We start from the raw sequence: 20,191 nt of genomic DNA, 5'->3' as shown, positions 1-20,191 counted from the left end.
GCGCCGGCCGCCTCCGGAAGTGATGCTGTTGCTCACGATGCTCCTGTCTACGTTGCTAGCCAGCTGGCCGTTGCCGGGCACGCGTGAGCCGCTTCAGAACCTGGCGGATCGCGGAGGCTGCTTGTTGCGCAGCGGCGCGGACGTCGGGTCCTTCAGGCGTAAAGACGGCTGATACGACTCGACAGCGGGACGGGCCGTACCACGTCAGACACACGTCGTGACCTGTACCACTTCTTTATCGGCAGGTCTTATATCCGATATAGAGGTTTTGTATAGAACTTGCTGCCGGGGAGCCGCTTGCTGCTGGTCGAAGGTAAACGTGCGGCGGGTGACCGGAACTGGTTCCGGTCACCCGCCGCACCGCTCGATCGAGGGCTTTATGCCCCGGCGATTCCGGCCGCTACGCCACGTCCGGTGTGGAGCGCGTCGAGCAGCATGGGCAGTGAGCGGTGCAGCTCGCGCAGCCAGTACGGCCAGCTGTGCGTGCCCGCGCCGTAGAAGTCGGTTGTCGCGTTGATGCCGAGTTCGGCGAGGCGGTCGGCGAAGGTGACGTTCTCCCGGTAGATCAGCGCCTCGAGAGAGTCTGTACGACCGGGCTTGTCGAACGGGCCGGCGGTGCCGTCACCACAGGCGATGAACAGTGCGGTGTGGCGCAACCGCTTCGCGAGGTAGTACGGATCGTGGTCGGCCCAGATGTCCTGCTCCCCGACCGGGTCGCCCCAGAGCGCGTACGGGTCGAGCCCGCTGAACCCGAAGAAGGGGAGCCAGTACGAGGCGTCGGCCAGCGGGTGCACGACGCCGCTGTACGACGCGGCGGCGCGGAACATGCCGGGGTTGCGGGCCGCGTACGACATCGCGCCGAAGCCGCCCATCGACAGGCCCGCGATGGCTCGTTTCGGGCCGGCGCCGTAGCCGCGTTCGAGGATCTGGCGTAGCTCCGTGAGATGGAACTTCTCCCACTGTGGAGCGCCGCCGGCACCGTGATTCCACCAGTCGCTGTACCAGCCGGCCGCCCCGGCCTCGGGCATGACGACGAGGACGTCACGCAGCTCGGGGATGCTGGCGACGTCGGTGGACCGGGTCCAGCTCACGTACGAGTCGCAGCAGCCGTGGAGCAGGTAGAGCACCGGCCAGTGGCGGCCGAGCCGGCGGTGAGACCACCCGTCGGGCGTTAGCAGACGCACCTTCGCGGTGGTGCCGAGCGCGGGCGACTGGATCGTCAGGTCGACCTGGCGCGCTCCGACCACCTGCTCGGCGACGACACGAGCGCCGTCGGACGCCTGGTTCGGTGGATCCGCGGCGACCGCTGCGCTCGACGGCCCTGCGACCACGGCAGCGGTTGCCACGGCCGCCAGCGTGCGACGTACATGAATGTTCGCGGTAAGCCATCTGTACAACTTGGCTCCTCTCGATCCCCAGCGATGGAGATGTGCCGGAACGAATCCCAGGTACCGAGGGACGATTGCAGCGAACACCAACGCAGGCAAGAGAATCGATGGGTCCTGGCCGAACCTGGCCAGTGAGCGGGCATTGCCGTGCGCTGAGCGGTAGATCAAGCACGATCGGGCCCGCGTACCGGTTGTGGTCGACACGCCGAGCAGTTGCGAGAGCACTGCGAGCTCGGCGTCGAGTGAGTGGCCGGCGCCGTTAGTGCCGGCCCCGCTGCGGGTACGCCCGGCACATGCCCACCAAAACCGAGGTCGAGCGCAAGTACGAGGTACCCGTCGACTTTGCCGTGCCCGATCTGACCGGGCTGCGTGGCGTAACCGTGGTCGACGAGCCGGTCGAGCACCGGTTGGACGCCATCTACTACGACACTCCGGGGCTCCGGCTTGCTGCCCACGGGGTCACGCTGCGCCGGCGTAGCGGCGGACATGACGCGGGCTGGCACCTCAAACGGCCCGTTCGCAATGGCGACCGAACCGAGACCCAGGTGCCCCTCGACGGTCATGCCGGCGAGATACCACCCGCCGTCCTGGACGAGGTGCGGGCGCTCAGCCGCGGTGAACCGCTGGCACCCGTGGCCCGCGTCCGTACCCGCCGCCTCGAGCGTCCGCTGCGTGCCGCCGACGGCACCGTGTTCGCGCTCCTCGCGGACGATGTCGTGTCCAGCGAGACCATGGGCGAGCAGGCACTGGTGCAGCAGTGGCGGGAACTGGAGGTCGAACTGGTTGACGGCCCGCGACGGGTACTCGACGCTGTTGACGAGGTCCTGCGGGCCGCTGGTGCCCGCCCCGCCCGGGTGGCGTCCAAGTTGGCCCGCGCGCTGGCCGACCGCTACCCGGATGGACGGCGCAGGTCAGGAAACGACCAGGTGCTGAACGCGTACCTGGGCAAGCAGCGCGACGCCATCGTGAGCAACGACCCGGGCGTACGCCGCGGTGACCCGGACGCCGTACACGCCATGCGGGTCGCCACCCGGCGGCTGCGCGGCACCCTGCGTACCTTCCGTCCGCTGCTCGACGCCGACCGTGCCGAGCCGCTGCGGGAGGAGCTGAAGTGGCTGGGCCAGGTGCTCGGCGAGGTCCGGGATGGCGACGTGATGGCCGTACGGCTGGACCGGGCGGTCAGGGCCGAGCCGGTCGAACTGGTGGTCGGCCCGGTCGTCGCGCACATCCACGGGCGGCTGGCGTCCCGTACCGCCGAGGCGCGGGTACGCCTGATCGAGGCGCTCGACAGCCCCCGGTACGCCGCGCTCCTGAACGCACTTGACGACGTCGTCGCCGCCGAACCGCGGGTCCCGGCGACCGGGAAACGGTTGCGGCGGTTTGCGCGCAAGGCCCTCCGCCGCGCCGACGAGCGACTCGACCGGGCTGTCGGCGGCGGTCGCAACGACGCCGCCGGCGACGGTCGCAACGACGCACACCTGCACGACGCGCGGAAGGCGTACAAGCGGGCCCGGTACGCGGCTGAGGCGATCGCTCCGCTCGCCGGGAAGCCGGCCCGCCGCTTGACCAAGCGGCTCACCGCGCTGCAGGACGTGCTCGGCGCGCACCAGGACACCATCACGACCGGCGAGCTGTTGCGCGAGTACGGCATGCGGGCCCACCTGGACGGTGCGAACGCCTTCACGTACGGGCTGTTGCACGCGCGCCAGCACGACGCGGACCTGCGCCGGCTGGAGCGGCTGTGTGAGGTCCGGCGCAGGGCCGGCGAGCCGAAGGTGCGCCGCTGGCTGAAGGCCTGACGGTGGCCGAAGCCTTGCCGGCTTACCGGCCCTGGCGGCCCCGGCGCGCCCGGATGTAGTCGCTCACGACGTACCTGCCGAGGTCCTCGACGTCCGGGGTGAACACGCGGCCGCCGCAGCGCTTGGCCACAGCGTCGACGAACCGGCGCAGCCCGGGGTCCTCCCCCAGCATGAACAGGTTGAGCGTCGTGCCGTAACGAGTCAGGTTGTCTACTTCGGACACGGTGGCGTACACGGTCTCGTGCATCGGCGGCCAGGAGAACACCGCCTCGCCGTCGTCGAGGAGGTGGGCGGTCGGCTCCCCGTCGGTGACGACGAGGACGACCGGCTCCGACTCCGGGTGGCGGCGCAGGTGCCGGCCGGCGAGCCGCAGCGCGTGCTGCAGGTTGGTGCCCTGCACCATGTCCGGCTCGATGGCGGCGAGCTCGGCCTGGGACAACTGCATGGCGTACCGGCCGAAACCGATGATCTGCAGCGCGTCCTGTGGGTACCGGGTCGCGATGAGGTGGGACAGCGCCAGCGCCGTCTGTTTCATCGGCCCCCAGCGCCCCTCCGAGATCATCGAGAACGACAGGTCGACGCAGAGCGCGACCGCCGCCGACGCCCGCCGCTCGGTCTCGACGACCTCGAAGTCCTCCACCGCGAGGGCCACCGGGGTCGCGGGGCCGCTGCGCCGGACCGCGTTGGCGACCGTACGGATCACGTCGAGGGGCTGCTCGTCGCCGTACTCCCAGCGCCGGGACGCACCGGTGAGCTCACCGGCGGCGCCGGCGGACCGCAGGTCGTGCTGGCCGCGTCGACCACCATCGAGCTGGGAGAAGACCGTGCGGAGCGCGGTGCCGCCGAGCCGGCGCAGCGCCTTCGGGCTGAGCGTGAGCCCGTCCGCGCCCCGGGTGACCCAACCCTGGCGGCGCAGTTCACGCTCAAGCTCCTGCAGCCGCCGTACGTCGTCGGCGGCACCGCGACCGAGGTTGCGCTCGACTGCCTCGACGTCCACGTCGTCGAGCGTCGCGCCCGGATGTTCCTGGCCCAACTGGTCGAGCAGGTCGTCGAGGTCGGCGATCTCCTCCAGAGCCCCGGCGGCCTCGCCGTACCCGAGACCCTGCTCGCCGCGTACCTGTTCGCGGCGCCCCCACGCCAGGTCGGGGCGCAGCGCGCGCAGGTTTCCGGTCAGCGCCGCCATCTCACTGGCCAGCTCGGCGTCGCCGAGCGCCTGGGCCATGAGCTGCCCGAGCTCCGCGCGCTGCTGCTCCGACAGCGACCGCATCAGCCGCTCACCGGCTGCCGCCCGTCGCGCGAGCGTGTCGACCAGTTCGTCGACCGACTGCGGGTTCTCCGGGAAGAACTCGCCGTGCTCGGCCATGAACTCGCGGAACGCGTCGTCCGTGTCCTCACCTCGGGCGTGCCGGGCCAGCAGGTCGTTGAGGTCGCTCATCATCTGCTTGAGCTGCTGGTTGGCCTGCGGGTCGGACATCCCCTGCAGCGCCTCGCGCATGCCGGCGAACCGCTGTTCGAGCACGTCCCGGCGCAGCCCGTCCAGGATCTGCTGGTACGAGCGACGCGCTTCGTCGCTGGCCCAGTCGTACCCGGACAGCTCCTCGACGGCTCGTGCGGTCGAGCGGGGCAGGTTGTCGAGGGTCGCCTCGGCGAATCGGGCCTCTTCATCGTCGCGGCGACCAAGCTCGTCCCGCTCGGCGGCGAGCGCCTGGTCGAGCAGGGCCCGCGCCCGGGTCACCGCGCCGTCGAGGTTGCCGCGCCGCATCGCCTCGCGGCGCAGCCGGCGGGCCCGCGCGGCCAGGTCGTCCAGGCCACGGCCGCCCTGCGGACCCCGGCGCAGCAGGTTACGCAGCGCCTCCCGCAGGCTGCCGCCGGCCAGCATCTCGTTACCGACCGCGTCGACGGCGGCGCGTACGTCGTAGGGCGGCGCGAGCGGATCGGGCCCGCCGCGCCACGCCCCGTACCGGTACCGGTTGGATGCCATCGTCAGACCCCGTACACCGTCCGGCCGTCGTCGGTGAGATCCTTCGACAGCCGGCGGGTCAGGTGCAGCCCCTCCAGCACGAACTCGACGCCGGCCGCCGCTTCGCCGCGGCTGGGCGCGTCGCCGAGGCCGAGCCGGTCGAGCACCTTGGCCAGGCCGGGTACGGTCCCGACCTGACGCAGCAGTTCGCCCGCGCTGACCAGTTCGCCCGTCTCGATGACCTCGCCCTCGGCGACCAGGTTGGTGAAGCCGGACAGGTCCAGCCCGGCCAGGCGGGCGTGGAACGTCTCGGCCGTTGCCGTACGCAGCAGGTGGGCGAGGACCTCGATCTCGCGACCCTCCTCACCGCTTTCGAACTCGACCTTGCCACGCAGGGTGCTGGTCACCGAGATCGTGTCGCAGACCCTGGCGACCGGCTGGTCTTCGCCCAGCAGGCCGCCGCGGCGAAGGGCCGAGGCGGAGACGGTCTCGGCCGCGGCGATCGCGAACCGGGCCGAGACGCCGGACCGGGCGTCGACCGACGGGGACTCGCGTACCGCCCGGGTGAACCGGGCGACGACCTCGAGGACGTGCTCGGGCACCTCCGCGACGAGCTGGGACTCCTGCCGGATCAGGTCGAGTTCGAGTTCGAGTTCGAGCGGGTAGTGGGTGCGGATCTCGGCGCCGAACCGGTCCTTGAGCGGCGTGATGATGCGGCCGCGGTTGGTGTAGTCCTCCGGGTTGGCGCTGGCAACCAGGAGGAGATCCAGCGGCAGGCGCAGCTGGTACCCCCGGATCTGGATGTCGCGCTCCTCCAGCACGTTGAGCAGCGACACCTGGATGCGCTCGGCCAGGTCGGGCAGTTCGTTGACGGCGAAGATGCCCCGGTTGGTACGCGGCACCAGGCCGAAGTGGATCGTCTCGGGGTCGCCGAGGGTGCGGCCCTGGGCCACCCGGATGGGGTCGACGTCGCCGATGAGGTCGCCGACGCTGGTGTCGGGCGTGGCGAGCTTCTCGCCGTACCTCATCGACCGGTGCAGCCACCTGATCGGCAGGTCGTCGCCGGCCTCGGCGGCCAGCCGGATGGACGCCGGGCTTACGGGCGAGAACGGGTGCTCGTTGAGCTCCGAGTCGGCGATCACCGGCGTCCACTCGTCCAGCAGCGCGATCAGCGAGCGCATCACCCGGGTCTTTCCCTGGCCGCGTTCGCCGAGCAGCACCACGTCATGCCCGGCGAGCAGCGCGCGCTCAAGCTCGGGCAGAACGGTGTCGGAGTAGCCGACGACGCCGGGGAATCTCGGGACGCCGTCGCGCAGCCGCGTGAGCAGGTTCTCCCGCAGTTCTTGCTTGACAGTGCGGTAGCGGTGGTCGGTGGCACGCAGCTCGCCGAGCGTGCGCGGCAGATCGGACGGTGGGGTGGGCACAACCGTTTCTGTCACGCATCGACGCTACCCCTTTTCCATGATCACCGAGACCTTGCGGTGTCCTAGCGCCCCGAACTCTCGGCGATTATGGAAATTTCGCGGTGCCGGGCGCCGGTGTCCTTGTAGCCTCCTCGCCCAAACGCTCGTGGCAGCTCCGCGGTCACCCCTTCCGTATCACGATTTGGGCGAACCTCCCGCTGGGGTGCCGAGCAACTAGTAGCGTCCTCGTTCGCCGTAATCAATTCCCCGGATGCGAGTGAAGATGTCGATCAACTCAGAACCGCCCGAACCCACCGCCCCTCACGCCGGTCACCCCGGCGCTCCGGGTGGGGGCTACCCCGGCGCTCCGGGTGCGGGCTACCCCGGCGCTCCGGGTGCGGGCTACCCCGGCGCTCCGGGTGGGGGCTACCCCGGCGCTCCGGGTGCGGGCTACCCTGCTGCCCCCGTGGCGCCAGCGCCCGAGCAGGGTATCAGCGGTCTCGCCATCGCCGGCCTGATTCTTGCCTTCCTGATGGCGCCGGTCGGACTCGTCCTCAGCGTCATCGCGCTGTTCCAGACCGGTAAGGGCCGCAAGGGGGGCCGTGGCCTGGCGGTCGCCGGCGTCATTGTCTCGGTACTCGCGATGGCTATTTCGGCCGCCGCTGTCGTGTTCGCCCTCGCGACTGTCGGTAAGAACGTCGCGACCGTGGCCGACCCGGGCTGCACGGCCGGTAAGGACGTGATCATAAACTCGGCGAGTATGGCGTCGGACCCGGCGTCCGTGAAGACGGAGCTGAAGAAGGCCGTCGACGGCCTCACCGCCGCCTCCGCCAAGGCCAGGCACGATGATGTCCGCGACGCGATGATGGCGCTGGCGAACGACTACAACGAGCTCCTGCAGGCCATCAACACGGGCAACCCGCCCCCCGCCGGCCTGGAGCAGAAGCTCCAGAGTGACGCCAACAGGATCGACGAGCTGTGCACGTTGGGCGGCGCCACCAAGTAGGTCCGTCGCAGCGAAGGGGCACCGTGCGGCACGAACCAGTGCTGCACGGTGCCCCTTCGTTTGAGGGCGTTAAGGTACGCCGCATGCCTCGACGCGCTCCCCGACATGATCACGACGCTGGTGGCGACGCGGATCTTCTCGCGGCCAAGGCGGCGCTGCGCGAAGAGGTCTGGTCCACGTTGACCGCCGCGCGGGCGGCCCGGTTCCCCGGCGCTGCCGGGCGCATCTCGAACTTCGTCGGCGCCGAGGCGGCGGCCGAGCGGCTACGGGGCCTGCCGGAGTGGCGCGCCGCCGAGACGGTCAAGGCCAATCCGGACTCGGCGCAGCTACCGGTACGCCAACGGGCGCTCGAAGACGGCAAGACCGTCTACATGGCCGTGCCGCGCCTGGCCGAGTTTGACCCGTTCTTCCTGCTCGACCCCGATCACCTCGCCGACTCCCCGCGCAAGGCGGCGTCCATCAGCGGCGCGAGCCGGTCGGCGCGGCGGGTGGCGGTGGCCGACCTGTCGCCGGTGGACCTGGTCGTCACCGGTTGTGTGGCCGTTGGGGAGGACGGAGCGCGGCTGGGCAAGGGCGGTGGCTTCGCCGACCTGGAGTATGCCCTCGCGGCCGCCGCTGGACTGATCGGTCCCCGGACGCTGGTCGTCACCACAGTCCATGAGTTGCAGGTACGCCCGGCCGGTGCGATCCCGACGACGGCTCACGACGTACCCGTCGATCTCGTTGTTACGCCGGAGCGCGTGATCGACTGCCGCGCGGCGCGGGGTCCTCGGCCCGAGGGTGGCATCCGGTGGTCGGAGCTCACCGAGGAGAAGATCGCGGCGATCCCGCTGCTGGTCGCCCTCCGATCCTGATCGTCAGGCCGGCCCGTCCATCGCCGGTTCGCGCTCCGCCGCCGCCCCGAGAACTCCCGGCTGCTGCTCGCTGCCGGTCTCGGCCTCCACCACGTCACCGACGATGACGGTGACGTTGTCCGTCGCGCCCGCGTGGAGCGCCATGGCGACAAGCTGGTCCGCGCAGGCCTGCGGATCCGGGAGCCCCTTCAGCGCGGCGGCGATCGCGTCGGCGGAGACGGCCTCCGAGAGCCCGTCGCTGCACAGCAGGTACCGGTCGCCGATCACCGCGGGACGGACCGAGTACCGGGCTTCGACCTGGCGGCCCTGCAGCGCCCGGGTCACGACGGAGCGGTGTGGGTGCGCGGCCGCCTCGTCGGGTCCGATGGCCCCCTCGTCGAGGAGCATCTGCACGTACGTGTCGTCCTTGGTCACCTGCTGCAGTTCGCCGTCGCGCAGCCGGTACGCCCGGGAGTCCCCTACGTGCACCATGCTGATTTTTCCGCCGGCCAGCAGGACGGCCGTCAGCGTCGTGCCCATCCCGTCCAGCGCCGGGTTGGCCGCGACCTCGTCGCGGATCCGCCGGTTGGCGTCCTCGGCCACCGCCTGCAGGCTGTCGACGAGGGTGTCGTTGGGGTCCTCGAGGGCCCGCGTCGCCGCGAGGCGGTCCAGCGGCGCGAGGGCGACGATGGTGAGGCGGCTGGCGAGGTCCCCGGCCGCCATCCCGCCCATGCCGTCGGCGATGACCAACAGGCGCGGACCCACGTACGCCGAGTCCTGGTTGGCCGGGCGTACAGCGCCCCGGTCGCTGCGGGCGCCGAAGCGCAGGACGATGCTCACCATGTCACCTCGGCTCGCGCTGCGGGGCTCGCAAGGGACGGCTCTGGGTCGCGGCGCGGCGTCAGCGACGGCTCTGGGTCGCGGCGTGTCGTCAGACACGCCGAGCCAGAGCGGTCGAGCGCCGAGCCGGAGTTGTCATAGCTCCTCGCGCTCACGGCGTCCCTCCCGGTCGGTGTACTCCGCTAACTATGGTCACCAGCTTGCCCCTAACGGACGGGTCTGTACGCACTATTGCGTATGGTGCCGCGCTTGGACGCACGGCACGACGTCACCCTCGTGTTGGTCTTGGTGAAAGCACACGGCTCACATCAGATGCACTGCTCCAAGATCGGTGAAAGGGCCGGCTCGCGCAAGGGGAGTATGCCCTCAGCCGAGCCCGCTCTCCGGCGCGTCCTCGGGTACACACAGGCACAGCGCCCCGGGCCGGACCGTCACCGTGAGTGACCGGCCGGGCTCGATCACGTCGCCGTCGAGCTCACGGGCCTGCTCGCGGTCGCTGGTGATCTCGACCCGCCGCGCGCGGAACGTCTCCATCCGCGCGACGTCGCGCCGGCGGCGCAGCACCCCCCATGCGAGCGACAGCCAATGGCGCAGCGTACGCGGCGTCAGGACGGCCACGTCCAGGCAGCCGTCGTCGGGCTCGGCAGCCGGCAGGAGCGGTACGCCGCCCTGTAATCGGCCGACGTTGCCGACCAGGACGGTACGGGCGCGCCGGCGGATCGGGCGACGGTCGTCGAGCCGGATCTGTACCCGCATCGGCCGGTCGCGTAACCGCCCCAGCGCGGAGATCACGTACGCCGGCCAGCCGACCCGTTTCTTCAGCGTCTCCGGGGTGGCGGCGAGCATCTCGGCGTCGAAACCCATCCCGGCCATCACGGTGAAGCAGCGGTCTCCGACCACGCCCACGTCGATCCGGCGACGCCGCCCACCGGTGGCGACCGCGACGCCCGCCTGCACGTCCGAGGAGAGCCCGAGGTTCGTGGCGAGCAGGTTGCCCGTACCGGAGGGCAGGACGGCCAGGGCCACGTCGGTGCCGGCGAGCTCGCTCGCGCAGGCCATCACCGTGCCGTCACCACCACACGCGAAGACCACGGAGACGCCGTCGGAGATCGCCTGGCGGGTCTGCCCGCAGCCCGGATCCTCGGGTGTGGTGGGCAGCCACAGCGGTTCGGGCCAGCCGGCCGCCGCGAGGGCTGCGCAGATGTCGCGGCGCCGGCCGTCGAGGTCGGTGACCTTAGCCGGATTGATCACCACCGCCGACCGGGTGGCGGTGCGAACCTGCTCGGCGGTAGCCGTCACGGGCAGACCTTCCGGTACCGGGCCTGGAAGAAGCAGTACGCCCCGAACGCGGCCAGGCCGAGGGCGATCAGGATGAGCAGGACCGGCCCGTACGGCTGGCTCACCAGTAGCCGCAGCGCGGCGTCGAGCCCCCGTGACTTGGCCGGGTTGTGGCTCGTTACCGCCTGGAAGAGCAGGACGCCGACGATCCCGAAGGCGACGCCCTTGGCGACGTAGCCGAGCTGACCCAGCCGGACCGCGGTAAGCCTGGTCGAGTTGCCCATCTGTGCAATGAGCAGGCGCTTTTCGAACTTGCGGCGGGCCCCGTACACGACCAGGCCGAGCCCGGTGGCGACCACGGCGACGCCGGCGAGCGCGACCAGCCAGAGCCCGGCCGGCCGGCTCATCAACCCGGCCGTGGCCTTCTCCGTCTGCTCGGCGTTCGAGGTCGGCGTGCCCACCACGACCTGGTAGGCCGTCCACGCCAGCGCCGCGTAGACGAGGGTCCGGAACGCCGAAGCCACGCGCTCCGCCGTACGGGAGAAGCCGTGCTCCTCGCGGTGCCCGACGAACACCAGGAGCAGCTGCCAGACGGCCATCGCGGCGAGGCCGATGACGGTGACCATCAGCAGGAACCGGCCGAACGGCTGGTCGGCGAGGTACCGGAAGGCTCCGGCCTGGTCGCTTTCACCCGAGGGGTGGCCGAGGGCGAGCTGTACGGCGATCCAGGCGACCGCGAGGTGCAGCAGTCCGTACCCGACGAACCCGATCCGGGTGAGCGTCTCCAGGGTGCCGCTCCGCGCGGCCTGGCGGGCGGTGCGTCTGGCACTCTGCGCGACAGTCATGGACCGGGTATCCCCACGACGGCGGTCGATTCAAACTTCACCTGGTCGGGTATCAGCGCGTCGACCCGTACCCGGCTTGCGGAGGACCTCAGTGACCACAGCCGTTCCGCAGTGGAGGTCGCGGCTCGAAGGCCGCATCCTGTCGCGCGTCGCCGCCGCGGGCTTCGCGGCGCTGTTCTTCGCCGTGCTCGTACTGCTCGTACGGGCCAGGTGGCTGCCGCTCGAGTCCGTCGACCGCGGCCTCGCCGACGGGCTCAACGAGGCGGTCGCCGGGCACCGTGGCGCGGTCCGGGCGATGGAGTACCTCACCCGGCTCGGCAGCCACGCCTTCCTCGGGTGGCTGGTCGCCATCGCAGGCGTGCTGCTGGTGGTACGCCGCCGGTTCCGGCTCGCCGGGTACCTCGTCATCACCGGTGCGGGTGCGCTGATCCTCGACCCGACGCTCAAACAGGCCATCGGGCGGCTGCGCCCGGTGGTGGAGCACCCGGTGGCCGTCGGAGGGGGCAACAGCTTCCCCAGCGGGCATTCTCTGGCGTCGATCGTGGTGTACGGGGCCCTGCTGCTGGTCTTCGCGCCGGCGTTCTCTCCGCGCGCCCGGCGTGTGGCGACAGCCGCCGTCGCGACGCTGGTGGCCGTGGTCGGCTTCACCCGGCTGGCGCTGGGGGTGCACTTCCTGTCCGACGTGATCGGCGCGTGGTGCCTGGGCGTGGTCTGGCTCGGCGTCACCACGTACGCGTTCGAACTCCACCGCCGCCGGACCGGCCGGCCGGTGACCCGACCGCTCGCCGAAGGGCTGGAGCCCGAGGCGGCCGACGACCTGAAGCCGGCAGGGCCGGCCATCGAAGCCGAGGTCGTACGCACCCGGCTCGCGATCGCCGGCGGCGCGGTGGCGTGGGTACTGGTCTTCGGCCTGCTCTGCGCGATCGGGAAACCGCTCGCCCACTACCGCTCCGGCAACGGCAACATCCTCGGCGACCACACGATCCCGCACTGGCTGGCCGCCCACCGCACGCCCACCCTCAACGTCGTCAGCTACCTCGGCAGCCAGGCCGGCAACACGCACATGATCCTCGCCGTCGGCCTCGTCGCCGGCGCCGTCGCGCTGGCCGCGATCCGGCAGTGGCGGCCGGTGATCTTCCTACTGGTGACGATGTTCGGCGAGCTCAGCCTGTTTCTGGCGACCGCAGGGTTCGTCGACCGGGCGCGGCCGGACGTGCCCCACCTGGACGGGCCGCTGCCCACGTCGAGCTTCCCGTCGGGCCACGTCGCGGCGACCGTCCTGCTGTACGCCGCCATCGCCGTGCTCGCCGTGCCCCGCGTCCGGGCCTGGTGGCGGTGGCTGTTCGTGACGGCCGCGGTGCTGATGCCGCTGTGGGTGGCCGTATCGCGGATGTACCGGGGCATGCACCACCCGACCGACGTGCTCGGCAGCCTGATCCTCGCCGCTGGCTGGCTGGCCGCGATGATCTACTTCGTCCGGCCCAACTGCGACATCGAGGGGGACGGGAGCTGCCCGCCGGCCGACGTGCCCGCGAAGGTCGCCGCCCGCACCACCTAGTCAGTCCCCGATCTCCTGCGGCGGGCGGGCCTCCCGCAGCGTGCGGTCGCGCCCGTAGTCGGAGACCAGTTGGCCGTACTTCACGTCGAACGCGGGCCGCTCGGAGCGGATGCGCGGGATGTACTCGAAGTTGTGCCGTGGCGGCGGGCAACTCGTCGCCCACTCCAGCGAGTTCCCGAAGCCCCACGGGTCGTTCACGGTCACCTGCGGCCCGTACTTGAACGACTTCCACACGTTCCACAGGAACGGCAGCACGGATGCGCCGAGCACGAACGACCCGATCGTCGAGATGGTGTTCAAGGTGGTGAACCCGTCGGTGGGCAGGTAGTTGGCGTACCGACGGGGCATGCCCCGGGCGCCCAGCCAGTGCTGCACCAGGAACGTCGTGTGGAAGCCGACGAACGTCAGCCAGAAGTGCACCCGGCCCAGCCGCTCGTCGAGCATCCGGCCGGTCATCTTCGGGAACCAGAAGTAGAACCCGGCGTAGACGGCGAAGACGATCGTGCCGAACAGCACGTAATGCAGGTGCGCCACCACGAAGTAGGTGTCGGTGACGTGCCAGTCGAGCGGCGGCGATCCGAGCAGCACCCCGCTCAGGCCGCCGAGCAGGAACGTCACCAGGAAGCCGATCGCGAACAGCATCGGCGTCTCGAAGGTGAGCTGCCCCTTCCACATGGTGCCGATCCAGTTGAAGAACTTGACCCCGGTCGGCACCGCGATCAGGAAGGTCATGAAGGAGAAGAACGGCAGGAGTACCTGGCCGGTGGCGAACATGTGGTGTGCCCACACTGTCATCGAGTAGGCCGCGATGGCGATCGTGGCGGCGACCATCCCCTTGTACCCGAAGAGGGGTTTGCGGCTGAAGACCGGGATGACCTCGGTGATGATGCCGAAGAACGGCAGCGCCACGATGTACACCTCTGGGTGGCCGAAGAACCAGAACAGGTGCTGCCAGATCAGCGGGCCGGCGTGGTCGGGGTCGTAGACGTGCGAGCCGAGTATCCGGTCCGACAGCAGTACCAGCAGCGCCGCGGCGAGCACCGGGAACGCGAACAGCACCATGATCGCGGTGATCAGGATGTTCCACGTGAAGATCGGCATCCGGAACATCGTCATGCCGGGGGCCCGGAGGGTGACGATCGTGGTGACCATGTTGACCGCGGCGAGGATTGTGCCGATGCCGGAGAGCACCAGCCCGATGATCCACATGTTCGCGCCCACGCCTGGGGTGTTGTTGGCGTGGTTGAGGTTGGCGTAGGCGGTCCACCCGAAGTCCGGCGGCCCGTTGGGGACGAGGAAGCCGGCCATCAGGATGGTGCCGCCGAACACGAACAGCCAGAGCGAGAGGTTGTTGAGCCGGGGGAACGCCACGTCGGGCGCGCCGATCTGCAGCGGCATGATGTAGTTGGCGAACCCGAACACGATCGGGGTCGCGAACAGCAGCAGCATGACCGTGCCGTGCATCGTGAACAGCTGGTTGTACTGCTCGGTCGACAGGAACTGCATGCCCGGCCGGGCCAGCTCAGCCCGCATGATCAGCGCCATCAGGCCCCCGGCCAGGAAGAACGCGTACGAGGCGACCAGGTACATGATCCCGATCTTTTTGGCGTCGGTCGTCCGGAGCCAGTCGAGGATCACCGAACCCGGGCGCGCGCGGTGAATCGGGCCCGGATACGGCCGGATCCGCTCCGGCTCCGACGGTCTGGTCGGCGCCAGCGTCGCCGCGCCGCCCTCGCGGATACGCGGCTCGATGTCCGGCGGCTGCCGCACCGCCTCACGTGCCAGCTCCCACTCGTCGTCGCCCTCGGCTGAATGCCGGTCCCGGTACTCCGGCCGGAGCGCCTCGTGCGGTTCCGGAATCTTGATCGGGCGGGCGCCCTGCCGACGCGGATCGAGCGGGCCAATCGGGGGATCGGCGCTCTCGGCGCGTCTGGGCTCACCTCGACGCTTGCCGAACATAGGGCTCGACTTACCCGGTCGATAGTGGTCAAACCAGCTACAGAGGCTGAGTGACGACGCTGTCCGGAGCGAGCCGGCACGCCACGCGTACCGAGTCCGGGGCGTACTCCTCGTACGGGCCGTTCAGGTAGCGCTGGGCCAGCTGGTTGATCAGCTCCTGGCCGCCCTCCTGGGTCAGCCTGACCAGCCCTCGGGCGGCGAAGTAGCGGTACGGGTCGGCCGGGTCGTACGCGCAGACCGAGATCCTGGGGTCGCGCTGCATGTTCTTCGTCTTGCGCCGTCCCAGGATCGTGGAGAACACGATCTCGTCGCCGTCGCGCATGGCCCAGATGACGCTCGACTGCGGGCTGCCGTCCGGGTTGAGCGTGCTCAGCACCACGAACGTGTTGCGGTCTAGCAGCTCCTTCGCCAACGCGGGCAGCGCCACAGGCATGGCGGGCACCTACCCGGCAGCCTGGCCGCTAACCGCGCCCCCAAGATCCGCGCAACGCGGCCCGCCCCCAAGATCCGCGCAATGTTTGACACATTGCCCGGATCCTGGGGTCGGCGGGAGCGTTATCGACGCGTGGTATCACCCTCGCCCGTGTGGTCCTTGGCGAACTGCACGGCCTTGCCGAGAGGCTCGCTGTACTGGTTCTTCGCACTCTCGTCGATCTTCTCGCGGACCTTGTCCAGCGCTTGATCGACCTTTTCGTCATGCTCGTCCAACAGTTTCTTGGCTCTGTCCAGGAAGCCGTTCATGACCTGACTCCTTCCCCGCAGCGGAAGTCCACAAACGACTAAAGCTCGTCCATCGCCCGATAGATGCGCTTGTCGGACACCGGATGCGGAGTGCCGAGCGCCTGCGCGAACAGGCTGACCCGCAGCTCTTCGACCATCCAGCGGATCCGGCGCAGCCCCGGGGAGTCCGGCACCTCGGTCCGTAGCTGCTCGTACTCCTGCCACACCTGGTCGACGGTGACCATGTGCTGCCGGTCGCGCTGCAGGTTGCCACCGACCCGGTCGAGCCGGTACTCGATGGCTTTCAGGTAGCGCGGCAGCTCACCGAGGTAGTCCCAGCCGGTGTCGGTGACGAACCCGCGGTAGATCAGCCGGGACAGCTGGGCCCGCATGTCCGTCAGGGCCGGTACGAGCGCCAGGTTGGCGGTGCCGCTCAACCGCTTCTCGACGGCGTACGCGCCTCCGAGGATCGGCTGCACCTCGGTCACGATCGCGAACACGGTGTCGGCGAGGCCCGCGCGCACGAAGTCGCGCAGGCGCTCGAAGCCGGCCGAGTCCCAGGCCGGTCCGCCGGCGTCGGCCATCAGCTTGTCCAGCGCGGCGGTGACGCAGTCGTCGATCAGGTCCGCCGCGCTGCGGTGCGGGTTGCGGCTCAAGCCCAGCTTGGCGTGGTTGGTCAGGCGGGCGTTGACCACCTTGACCGGCGACGGCACGGTCAACTGCAGCAGCCGTCGGGTACCCAGCCACATCGCGGCCTGCTGCTCGGCCTCGGAGTCGAACACCCGGATGTCCACACTCTCGCCTGCGTCGACGAGCGCCGGGTAGGCGGTCACCTCGTAGCCGGCCCGGACCTGGCGGACCGTGCGCGGCACGTCTTCAAAGGAGCGCAGACCGCGCTTCTCGACGGCCACGGCCGCGGCGGAGATGGTCTCCTGTACCTGCGGCTTGAGCTGCTGCCGCAGCGCGGCGACGTCCTTGCCCTCGGCCAGTTTCTTGCCGTGTTCGTCCTCCACGCGGAAGGTCATGCGCAGATGCTCGGGCACCTTCGACAGGTCCCAGGCGCTGTGCGGAACGGCCACTCCGCCGAGGTAGTGCAGTTCGCGCTCGAGCGCCGCCAGCAGCGGACCGTTCCCAGGAGTGAGGCGGGTCAGCGCGTCGGCGGCGAAGTCGGGTACCGGGACGAAGTTACGCCGTACCGGCTTGGGTAGCGACCGGATCAACGCGGTGACCAGGTCCTTGCGCAGGCCGGGGACCTGCCACTCGAACGGCTCCGCCGGTACCCGCGCGAGCACCGGCAACGGGACGTGCACGGTGACGCCGTCGGCCTCGGTACCCGGCTCGAACTGGTAGGTCAGCCGTAGCCGGAGATCGCCGACGACCCACACGTCCGGGTAGTCGCCCTCGCTGATCCCGCCGGCACCGTCGTTGATGAGCATCGACTTCTCGAAGTTGAGAAGGTCGGCGTCCGTGCGGCGGGCCTTCTTCCACCAGGCGTCGAAGTGCCGGCCGGACACCACGTCGGCCGGTAGGCGCTTGTCGTAGAACTCGAACAGCGTCTCGTCGTCGACGAGGATGTCGCGGCGGCGGGCCCGGTTCTCCAGATCCTCCACCTCGGCCAACAGTGACCGGTTCTCGTGGAAGAACTCGTGGTGGGTCTGCCAGTCGCCCTCGACGAGGGCGTGCCGGATGAACAGTTCCCGGGCCAGCGGCGGGTCGACTCGGCCGAAGTTCACCTTGCGCTGCGCGACGAGCGGGAGGCCGTACAGCGTCACCTTCTCGTACGCCATGACGGCGCCCTGCTTCTTCTCCCAGTGCGGCTCGCTGTAGCTGCGCTTGACCAGGTGACCAGCCAGCTTTTCGGCCCACTCCGGCTCGATCTTCGCGTTCACCCGCGCCCACAGCCGGGACGTCTCCACCAATTCGGCCGACATCACCCAGCGGGGCTGCTTCTTGAACAGCGCCGAGCCGGGGAAGATCGCGAACTTGGCGCCGCGGGCGCCCAGGTAGTCCTGCTGCTTCTGGACGTCCTTGATGCCGAGGTGGCCGAGCAGGCCGGCGAGCAGCGACTGGTGGACCGCGGTGCCCTCGGCGGGCGTGTCCGTGTGCACCGTGACGCCGAGGTTCTTCATCACCTGCCGCACCTGGAGGTAGATGTCCTGCCACTCGCGTACCCGCAGGAAGTTGAGGAACTCCTTCTTGCACATCCGGCGGAACTGGTTGCTGGACAGCTCCTTCTGCTGTTCCCGCAGGTAGTTCCACAGGTTCAGGTACGTCAGGAAGTCCGACTCGGAGTCCACGAAGCGGGCGTGCGCCTGCGTGGCGGCCTCCTGCCGGTCGGCCGGGCGCTCGCGCGGGTCCTGGATGGACAGGGCGGCGGCGATGACCATGACCTCGTGTACGCAGCCGTTGCGCTCGGCTTCGAGGACCATCCGGCCCAGCCGCGGGTCGACCGGTAGCTGGGCGAGCTTGCGGCCGGTCGCCGTCAGCTTGTCGCCGTCGAGCGCGCCCAGTTCGTGCAGCAGGTCCACGCCGTCGCGGATGTTGCGCCGGTCGGGGCCGTCGATGAACGGGAACGCGGCCACGTCGCCCAGCCCCAGCGAGGTCATCTGGAGGATGACCGACGCGAGGTTGGTGCGCAGGATCTCCGGGTCGGTGAACTCCGGCCGGCCGAGGAAGTCCTCCTCGGAGTACAGCCGGATGCAGATGCCGTCGCTGGTCCGGCCGCAGCGGCCCTTGCGCTGGTTGGCCGAGGCCTGGCTGATCGGTTCGATCGGCAGGCGCTGCACCTTGGTGCGGTGGCTGTACCGGGAGATGCGCGCGGTACCCGGGTCGATGACGTACTTGATCCCCGGTACGGTCAGCGACGTCTCGGCGACGTTGGTCGCGAGCACGACGCGGCGGCCGGTGTGCGGTTGGAAGACCCGATGCTGCTCGGCGCTTGACAGTCGCGCGTAGAGCGGAACGATCTCGGTGTTGCGGAGATCCATCTTGGTCAGTGCGTCGGCGGTGTCGCGGATCTCCCGTTCGCCGCTGAGGAAGACGAGGATGTCGCCGGGGCCCTCGGCCGCCAGCTCTCCGACCGCGTCGCCGATCGCCTGGATCTGGTCGCGGACCTCGTCGGTCTCCTCCGGGTCCGCCGCCTCCTCGATCAGCGGGCGATAGCGGACCTCGACCGGGTAGGTCCGGCCGGAGACCTCGATGATCGGCGCCTCATTGAAGTGGTTGGAGAACCGCTCCGGGTCGATCGTCGCCGAAGTGATGATCACCTTGAGGTCCGGGCGCTTCGGGAGGAGCTGCTTGAGGTACCCGAGGATGAAGTCGATGTTGAGGCTGCGCTCGTGCGCCTCGTCGATGATCAGCGTGTCGTACTGCCAGAGCATCCGGTCGTGCGACAGCTCCGCCAGCAGGATGCCGTCGGTCATCAGCTTGACCAGCGTGTCGTCGCGCGTCTGGTCGGTGAAGCGCATCTTGAAGCCGACGGTGGACTCGGTGCCGAGTTCGTCGGCGATGCGGTCGGCGACGGTACGCGCGGCGAGCCGGCGCGGCTGGGTGTGGCCGATCAGCCCCGTGATGCCCCGCCCGAGCTCCAGACAGATCTTGGGCAGCTGGGTGGTCTTGCCGGAGCCGGTCTCGCCGGCGACGATCACGACCTGGTGGTCGCGGATCGCGGCGAGGATATCGTCCTTCTTCTGGCTGACCGGCAGCGCCTCGGGGTAGCGGATCGCCGGTACGCTCTCGCGGCGCAGCGCGACGCGCTGTTCGGCGGTCTCGATCTCGGCCGCGATCTGCGCGGCCACCGCCTCCCGGTCGTCGGACTTGCGGATCTTGCGCACCCCGTCGATCCGCCGCCGCAGCCGGCGCTGGTCACGCAGCATCAGATCTGGCAGGCGGGCCTGCAGATCTGCTAGCGGGGACGGCGCGGCGTTTTCGGGCATACGGCGCTCAAGGATAGGCAGTGCTCAGCTCTTTCGGCTCGTGGTTTCGACCACTGGGGCGCGCGCTTTCTAGGAGGGCGCCCCTCTTGGGGGGTTAATCGGGAGGAGGGCGCCCCTCTCACGGCCTATGGGCGTACCGGGGGCCCTTGTTGTTCAACAGGGGAAACCCGCAGCTATTCCGACACCGGAGATCGGCGGCCGTCAGCCAGCGGCCCGCGGGTTTCCAGCCGGAGAGGTGCTCGGCCGGCCGGTGGGGGCGGTGAGCTGGCCGCCGACGCCGTTCGCAGGGACGGGCAGGCCGAAGACGTCGCTGAGGCCGGTGATGTGCAACTGCCGGAGGACGAAGGGGCTGGGGTTGCGAACGACGAACTCGGCGCCGATGTCGCGGGCGGTGTTGTACCCGACGACCAGGGCGCCGATGCCCGTGGAGTCCATGAAGGTCACCCGCCCCATATCGACCACCACCCGCGCCGGCTGCTGCCGGGTGATGGTGTCGATCAGCAGGGCGCGGAACCCGTTGACGGTCGTCACGTCGAGTTCGCCGCGCACATCGATGATCGCTGTGCCGTCGTCGAGGCGCTGTGAGGTCACCAACGCGTCTCCCATGGTCACCTCCTACCGTTGCGACCGCTCAACTGCGCACTGTACCCATGGACGGATGCCGTCA

The 20,191-nt window shown here is 70.0% G+C and carries 15 protein-coding genes; 4 read left to right on the top strand and 11 right to left on the bottom strand.

Features of this window, described 5'->3' with window-relative positions; translation table 11 throughout:
* Positions 1 to 377 precede the first annotated feature (377 nt).
* On the bottom strand, positions 378 to 1,346 hold the full coding sequence (locus HC028_RS21855; protein WP_203981480.1) for an alpha/beta hydrolase: 969 nt from the start codon (positions 1,344 to 1,346) through the stop codon (positions 378 to 380).
* Between the two features lie 335 nt (positions 1,347 to 1,681).
* Here HC028_RS21855 and HC028_RS21850 point away from each other — a divergent pair, with 335 nt between their 5' ends.
* Positions 1,682 to 3,187 (top strand): CYTH and CHAD domain-containing protein, encoded by a 1,506-nt coding sequence (locus tag HC028_RS21850; RefSeq protein WP_168079259.1) that lies wholly within the window; start codon positions 1,682 to 1,684, stop codon positions 3,185 to 3,187.
* 22 nt (positions 3,188 to 3,209) lie between these two features.
* Here the strand turns inward: HC028_RS21850 and HC028_RS21845 are convergent, their stop codons facing one another.
* Positions 3,210 to 5,168 carry a vWA domain-containing protein gene (locus tag HC028_RS21845; RefSeq protein WP_168079258.1) on the bottom strand — a complete coding sequence of 653 codons (1,959 nt, stop codon included), beginning with the start codon at positions 5,166 to 5,168 and terminating at the stop codon, positions 3,210 to 3,212.
* 2 nt (positions 5,169 to 5,170) lie between these two features.
* Entirely contained in the window at positions 5,171 to 6,586 is a 1,416-nt protein-coding gene (locus HC028_RS21840) for a magnesium chelatase ATPase subunit I (protein ID WP_168079257.1), read from the bottom strand.
* A 430-nt stretch (positions 6,587 to 7,016) separates the two neighbouring features.
* On the opposite strand from HC028_RS21840, the gene HC028_RS21835 reads away from it, so the two are divergent.
* The gene (locus tag HC028_RS21835; protein ID WP_168079256.1) at positions 7,017 to 7,556 is read left to right on the top strand and encodes a hypothetical protein; all 540 of its coding nucleotides are present in this window, start codon (positions 7,017 to 7,019) and stop codon (positions 7,554 to 7,556) included.
* 83 nt (positions 7,557 to 7,639) lie between these two features.
* Positions 7,640 to 8,410 (top strand): 5-formyltetrahydrofolate cyclo-ligase, encoded by a 771-nt coding sequence (locus HC028_RS21830; protein WP_168079255.1) that lies wholly within the window; start codon positions 7,640 to 7,642, stop codon positions 8,408 to 8,410.
* Between the two features lie 3 nt (positions 8,411 to 8,413).
* Here the strand turns inward: HC028_RS21830 and HC028_RS21825 are convergent, their stop codons facing one another.
* From HC028_RS21825 to HC028_RS21815, 3 genes are all read right to left on the bottom strand, one after another.
* Positions 8,414 to 9,229, bottom strand: a complete 816-nt coding sequence (locus HC028_RS21825; RefSeq protein WP_168079254.1) for a PP2C family protein-serine/threonine phosphatase — start codon at positions 9,227 to 9,229, stop codon at positions 8,414 to 8,416.
* Between the two features lie 366 nt (positions 9,230 to 9,595).
* Complete coding sequence (locus HC028_RS21820) at positions 9,596 to 10,528, bottom strand: diacylglycerol/lipid kinase family protein (RefSeq protein ID WP_239075634.1); 933 nt, start codon at positions 10,526 to 10,528, stop codon at positions 9,596 to 9,598.
* The gene (locus HC028_RS21815) at positions 10,525 to 11,352 is read right to left on the bottom strand and encodes a DUF1206 domain-containing protein (protein ID WP_168079253.1); all 828 of its coding nucleotides are present in this window, start codon (positions 11,350 to 11,352) and stop codon (positions 10,525 to 10,527) included. The genes HC028_RS21820 and HC028_RS21815 overlap by 4 nt, the downstream gene beginning before the upstream one ends.
* A gap of 91 nt (positions 11,353 to 11,443) precedes the next feature.
* Between HC028_RS21815 and HC028_RS21810 the strand changes: the two genes are divergently transcribed.
* Positions 11,444 to 12,910, top strand: coding sequence for a phosphatase PAP2 family protein (locus HC028_RS21810; RefSeq protein WP_168079252.1), 1,467 nt, complete (start codon positions 11,444 to 11,446; stop codon positions 12,908 to 12,910).
* On the opposite strand, the gene ctaD is transcribed toward HC028_RS21810, so the two are convergent.
* The 5 genes from ctaD to HC028_RS21785 form a co-directional block, all read right to left on the bottom strand.
* The gene (gene ctaD / locus HC028_RS21805) at positions 12,911 to 14,869 is read right to left on the bottom strand and encodes an aa3-type cytochrome oxidase subunit I (RefSeq protein WP_168079251.1); all 1,959 of its coding nucleotides are present in this window, start codon (positions 14,867 to 14,869) and stop codon (positions 12,911 to 12,913) included.
* Positions 14,870 to 14,906: 37 nt separating this feature from the next.
* The gene (locus HC028_RS21800; protein ID WP_168079250.1) at positions 14,907 to 15,302 is read right to left on the bottom strand and encodes a PPOX class F420-dependent oxidoreductase; all 396 of its coding nucleotides are present in this window, start codon (positions 15,300 to 15,302) and stop codon (positions 14,907 to 14,909) included.
* A 122-nt stretch (positions 15,303 to 15,424) separates the two neighbouring features.
* On the bottom strand, positions 15,425 to 15,610 hold the full coding sequence (locus HC028_RS21795) for an antitoxin (RefSeq protein WP_168079249.1): 186 nt from the start codon (positions 15,608 to 15,610) through the stop codon (positions 15,425 to 15,427).
* A gap of 38 nt (positions 15,611 to 15,648) precedes the next feature.
* Positions 15,649 to 19,524 (bottom strand): ATP-dependent RNA helicase HrpA, encoded by a 3,876-nt coding sequence (gene hrpA / locus HC028_RS21790; RefSeq protein WP_168079248.1) that lies wholly within the window; start codon positions 19,522 to 19,524, stop codon positions 15,649 to 15,651.
* A 201-nt stretch (positions 19,525 to 19,725) separates the two neighbouring features.
* Positions 19,726 to 20,130 carry an STAS domain-containing protein gene (locus tag HC028_RS21785; protein WP_168079247.1) on the bottom strand — a complete coding sequence of 135 codons (405 nt, stop codon included), beginning with the start codon at positions 20,128 to 20,130 and terminating at the stop codon, positions 19,726 to 19,728.
* Between the last annotated feature and the right edge of the window lie 61 nt (positions 20,131 to 20,191).

Source organism: Planosporangium flavigriseum (assembly GCF_011947225.1).
Lineage (GTDB): Bacteria > Actinomycetota > Actinomycetes > Mycobacteriales > Micromonosporaceae > Planosporangium > Planosporangium flavigriseum.
The sequence above is the reverse complement of the archived record's forward strand: the minus strand, read 5'-3'. Positions and strand labels throughout refer to the sequence as shown.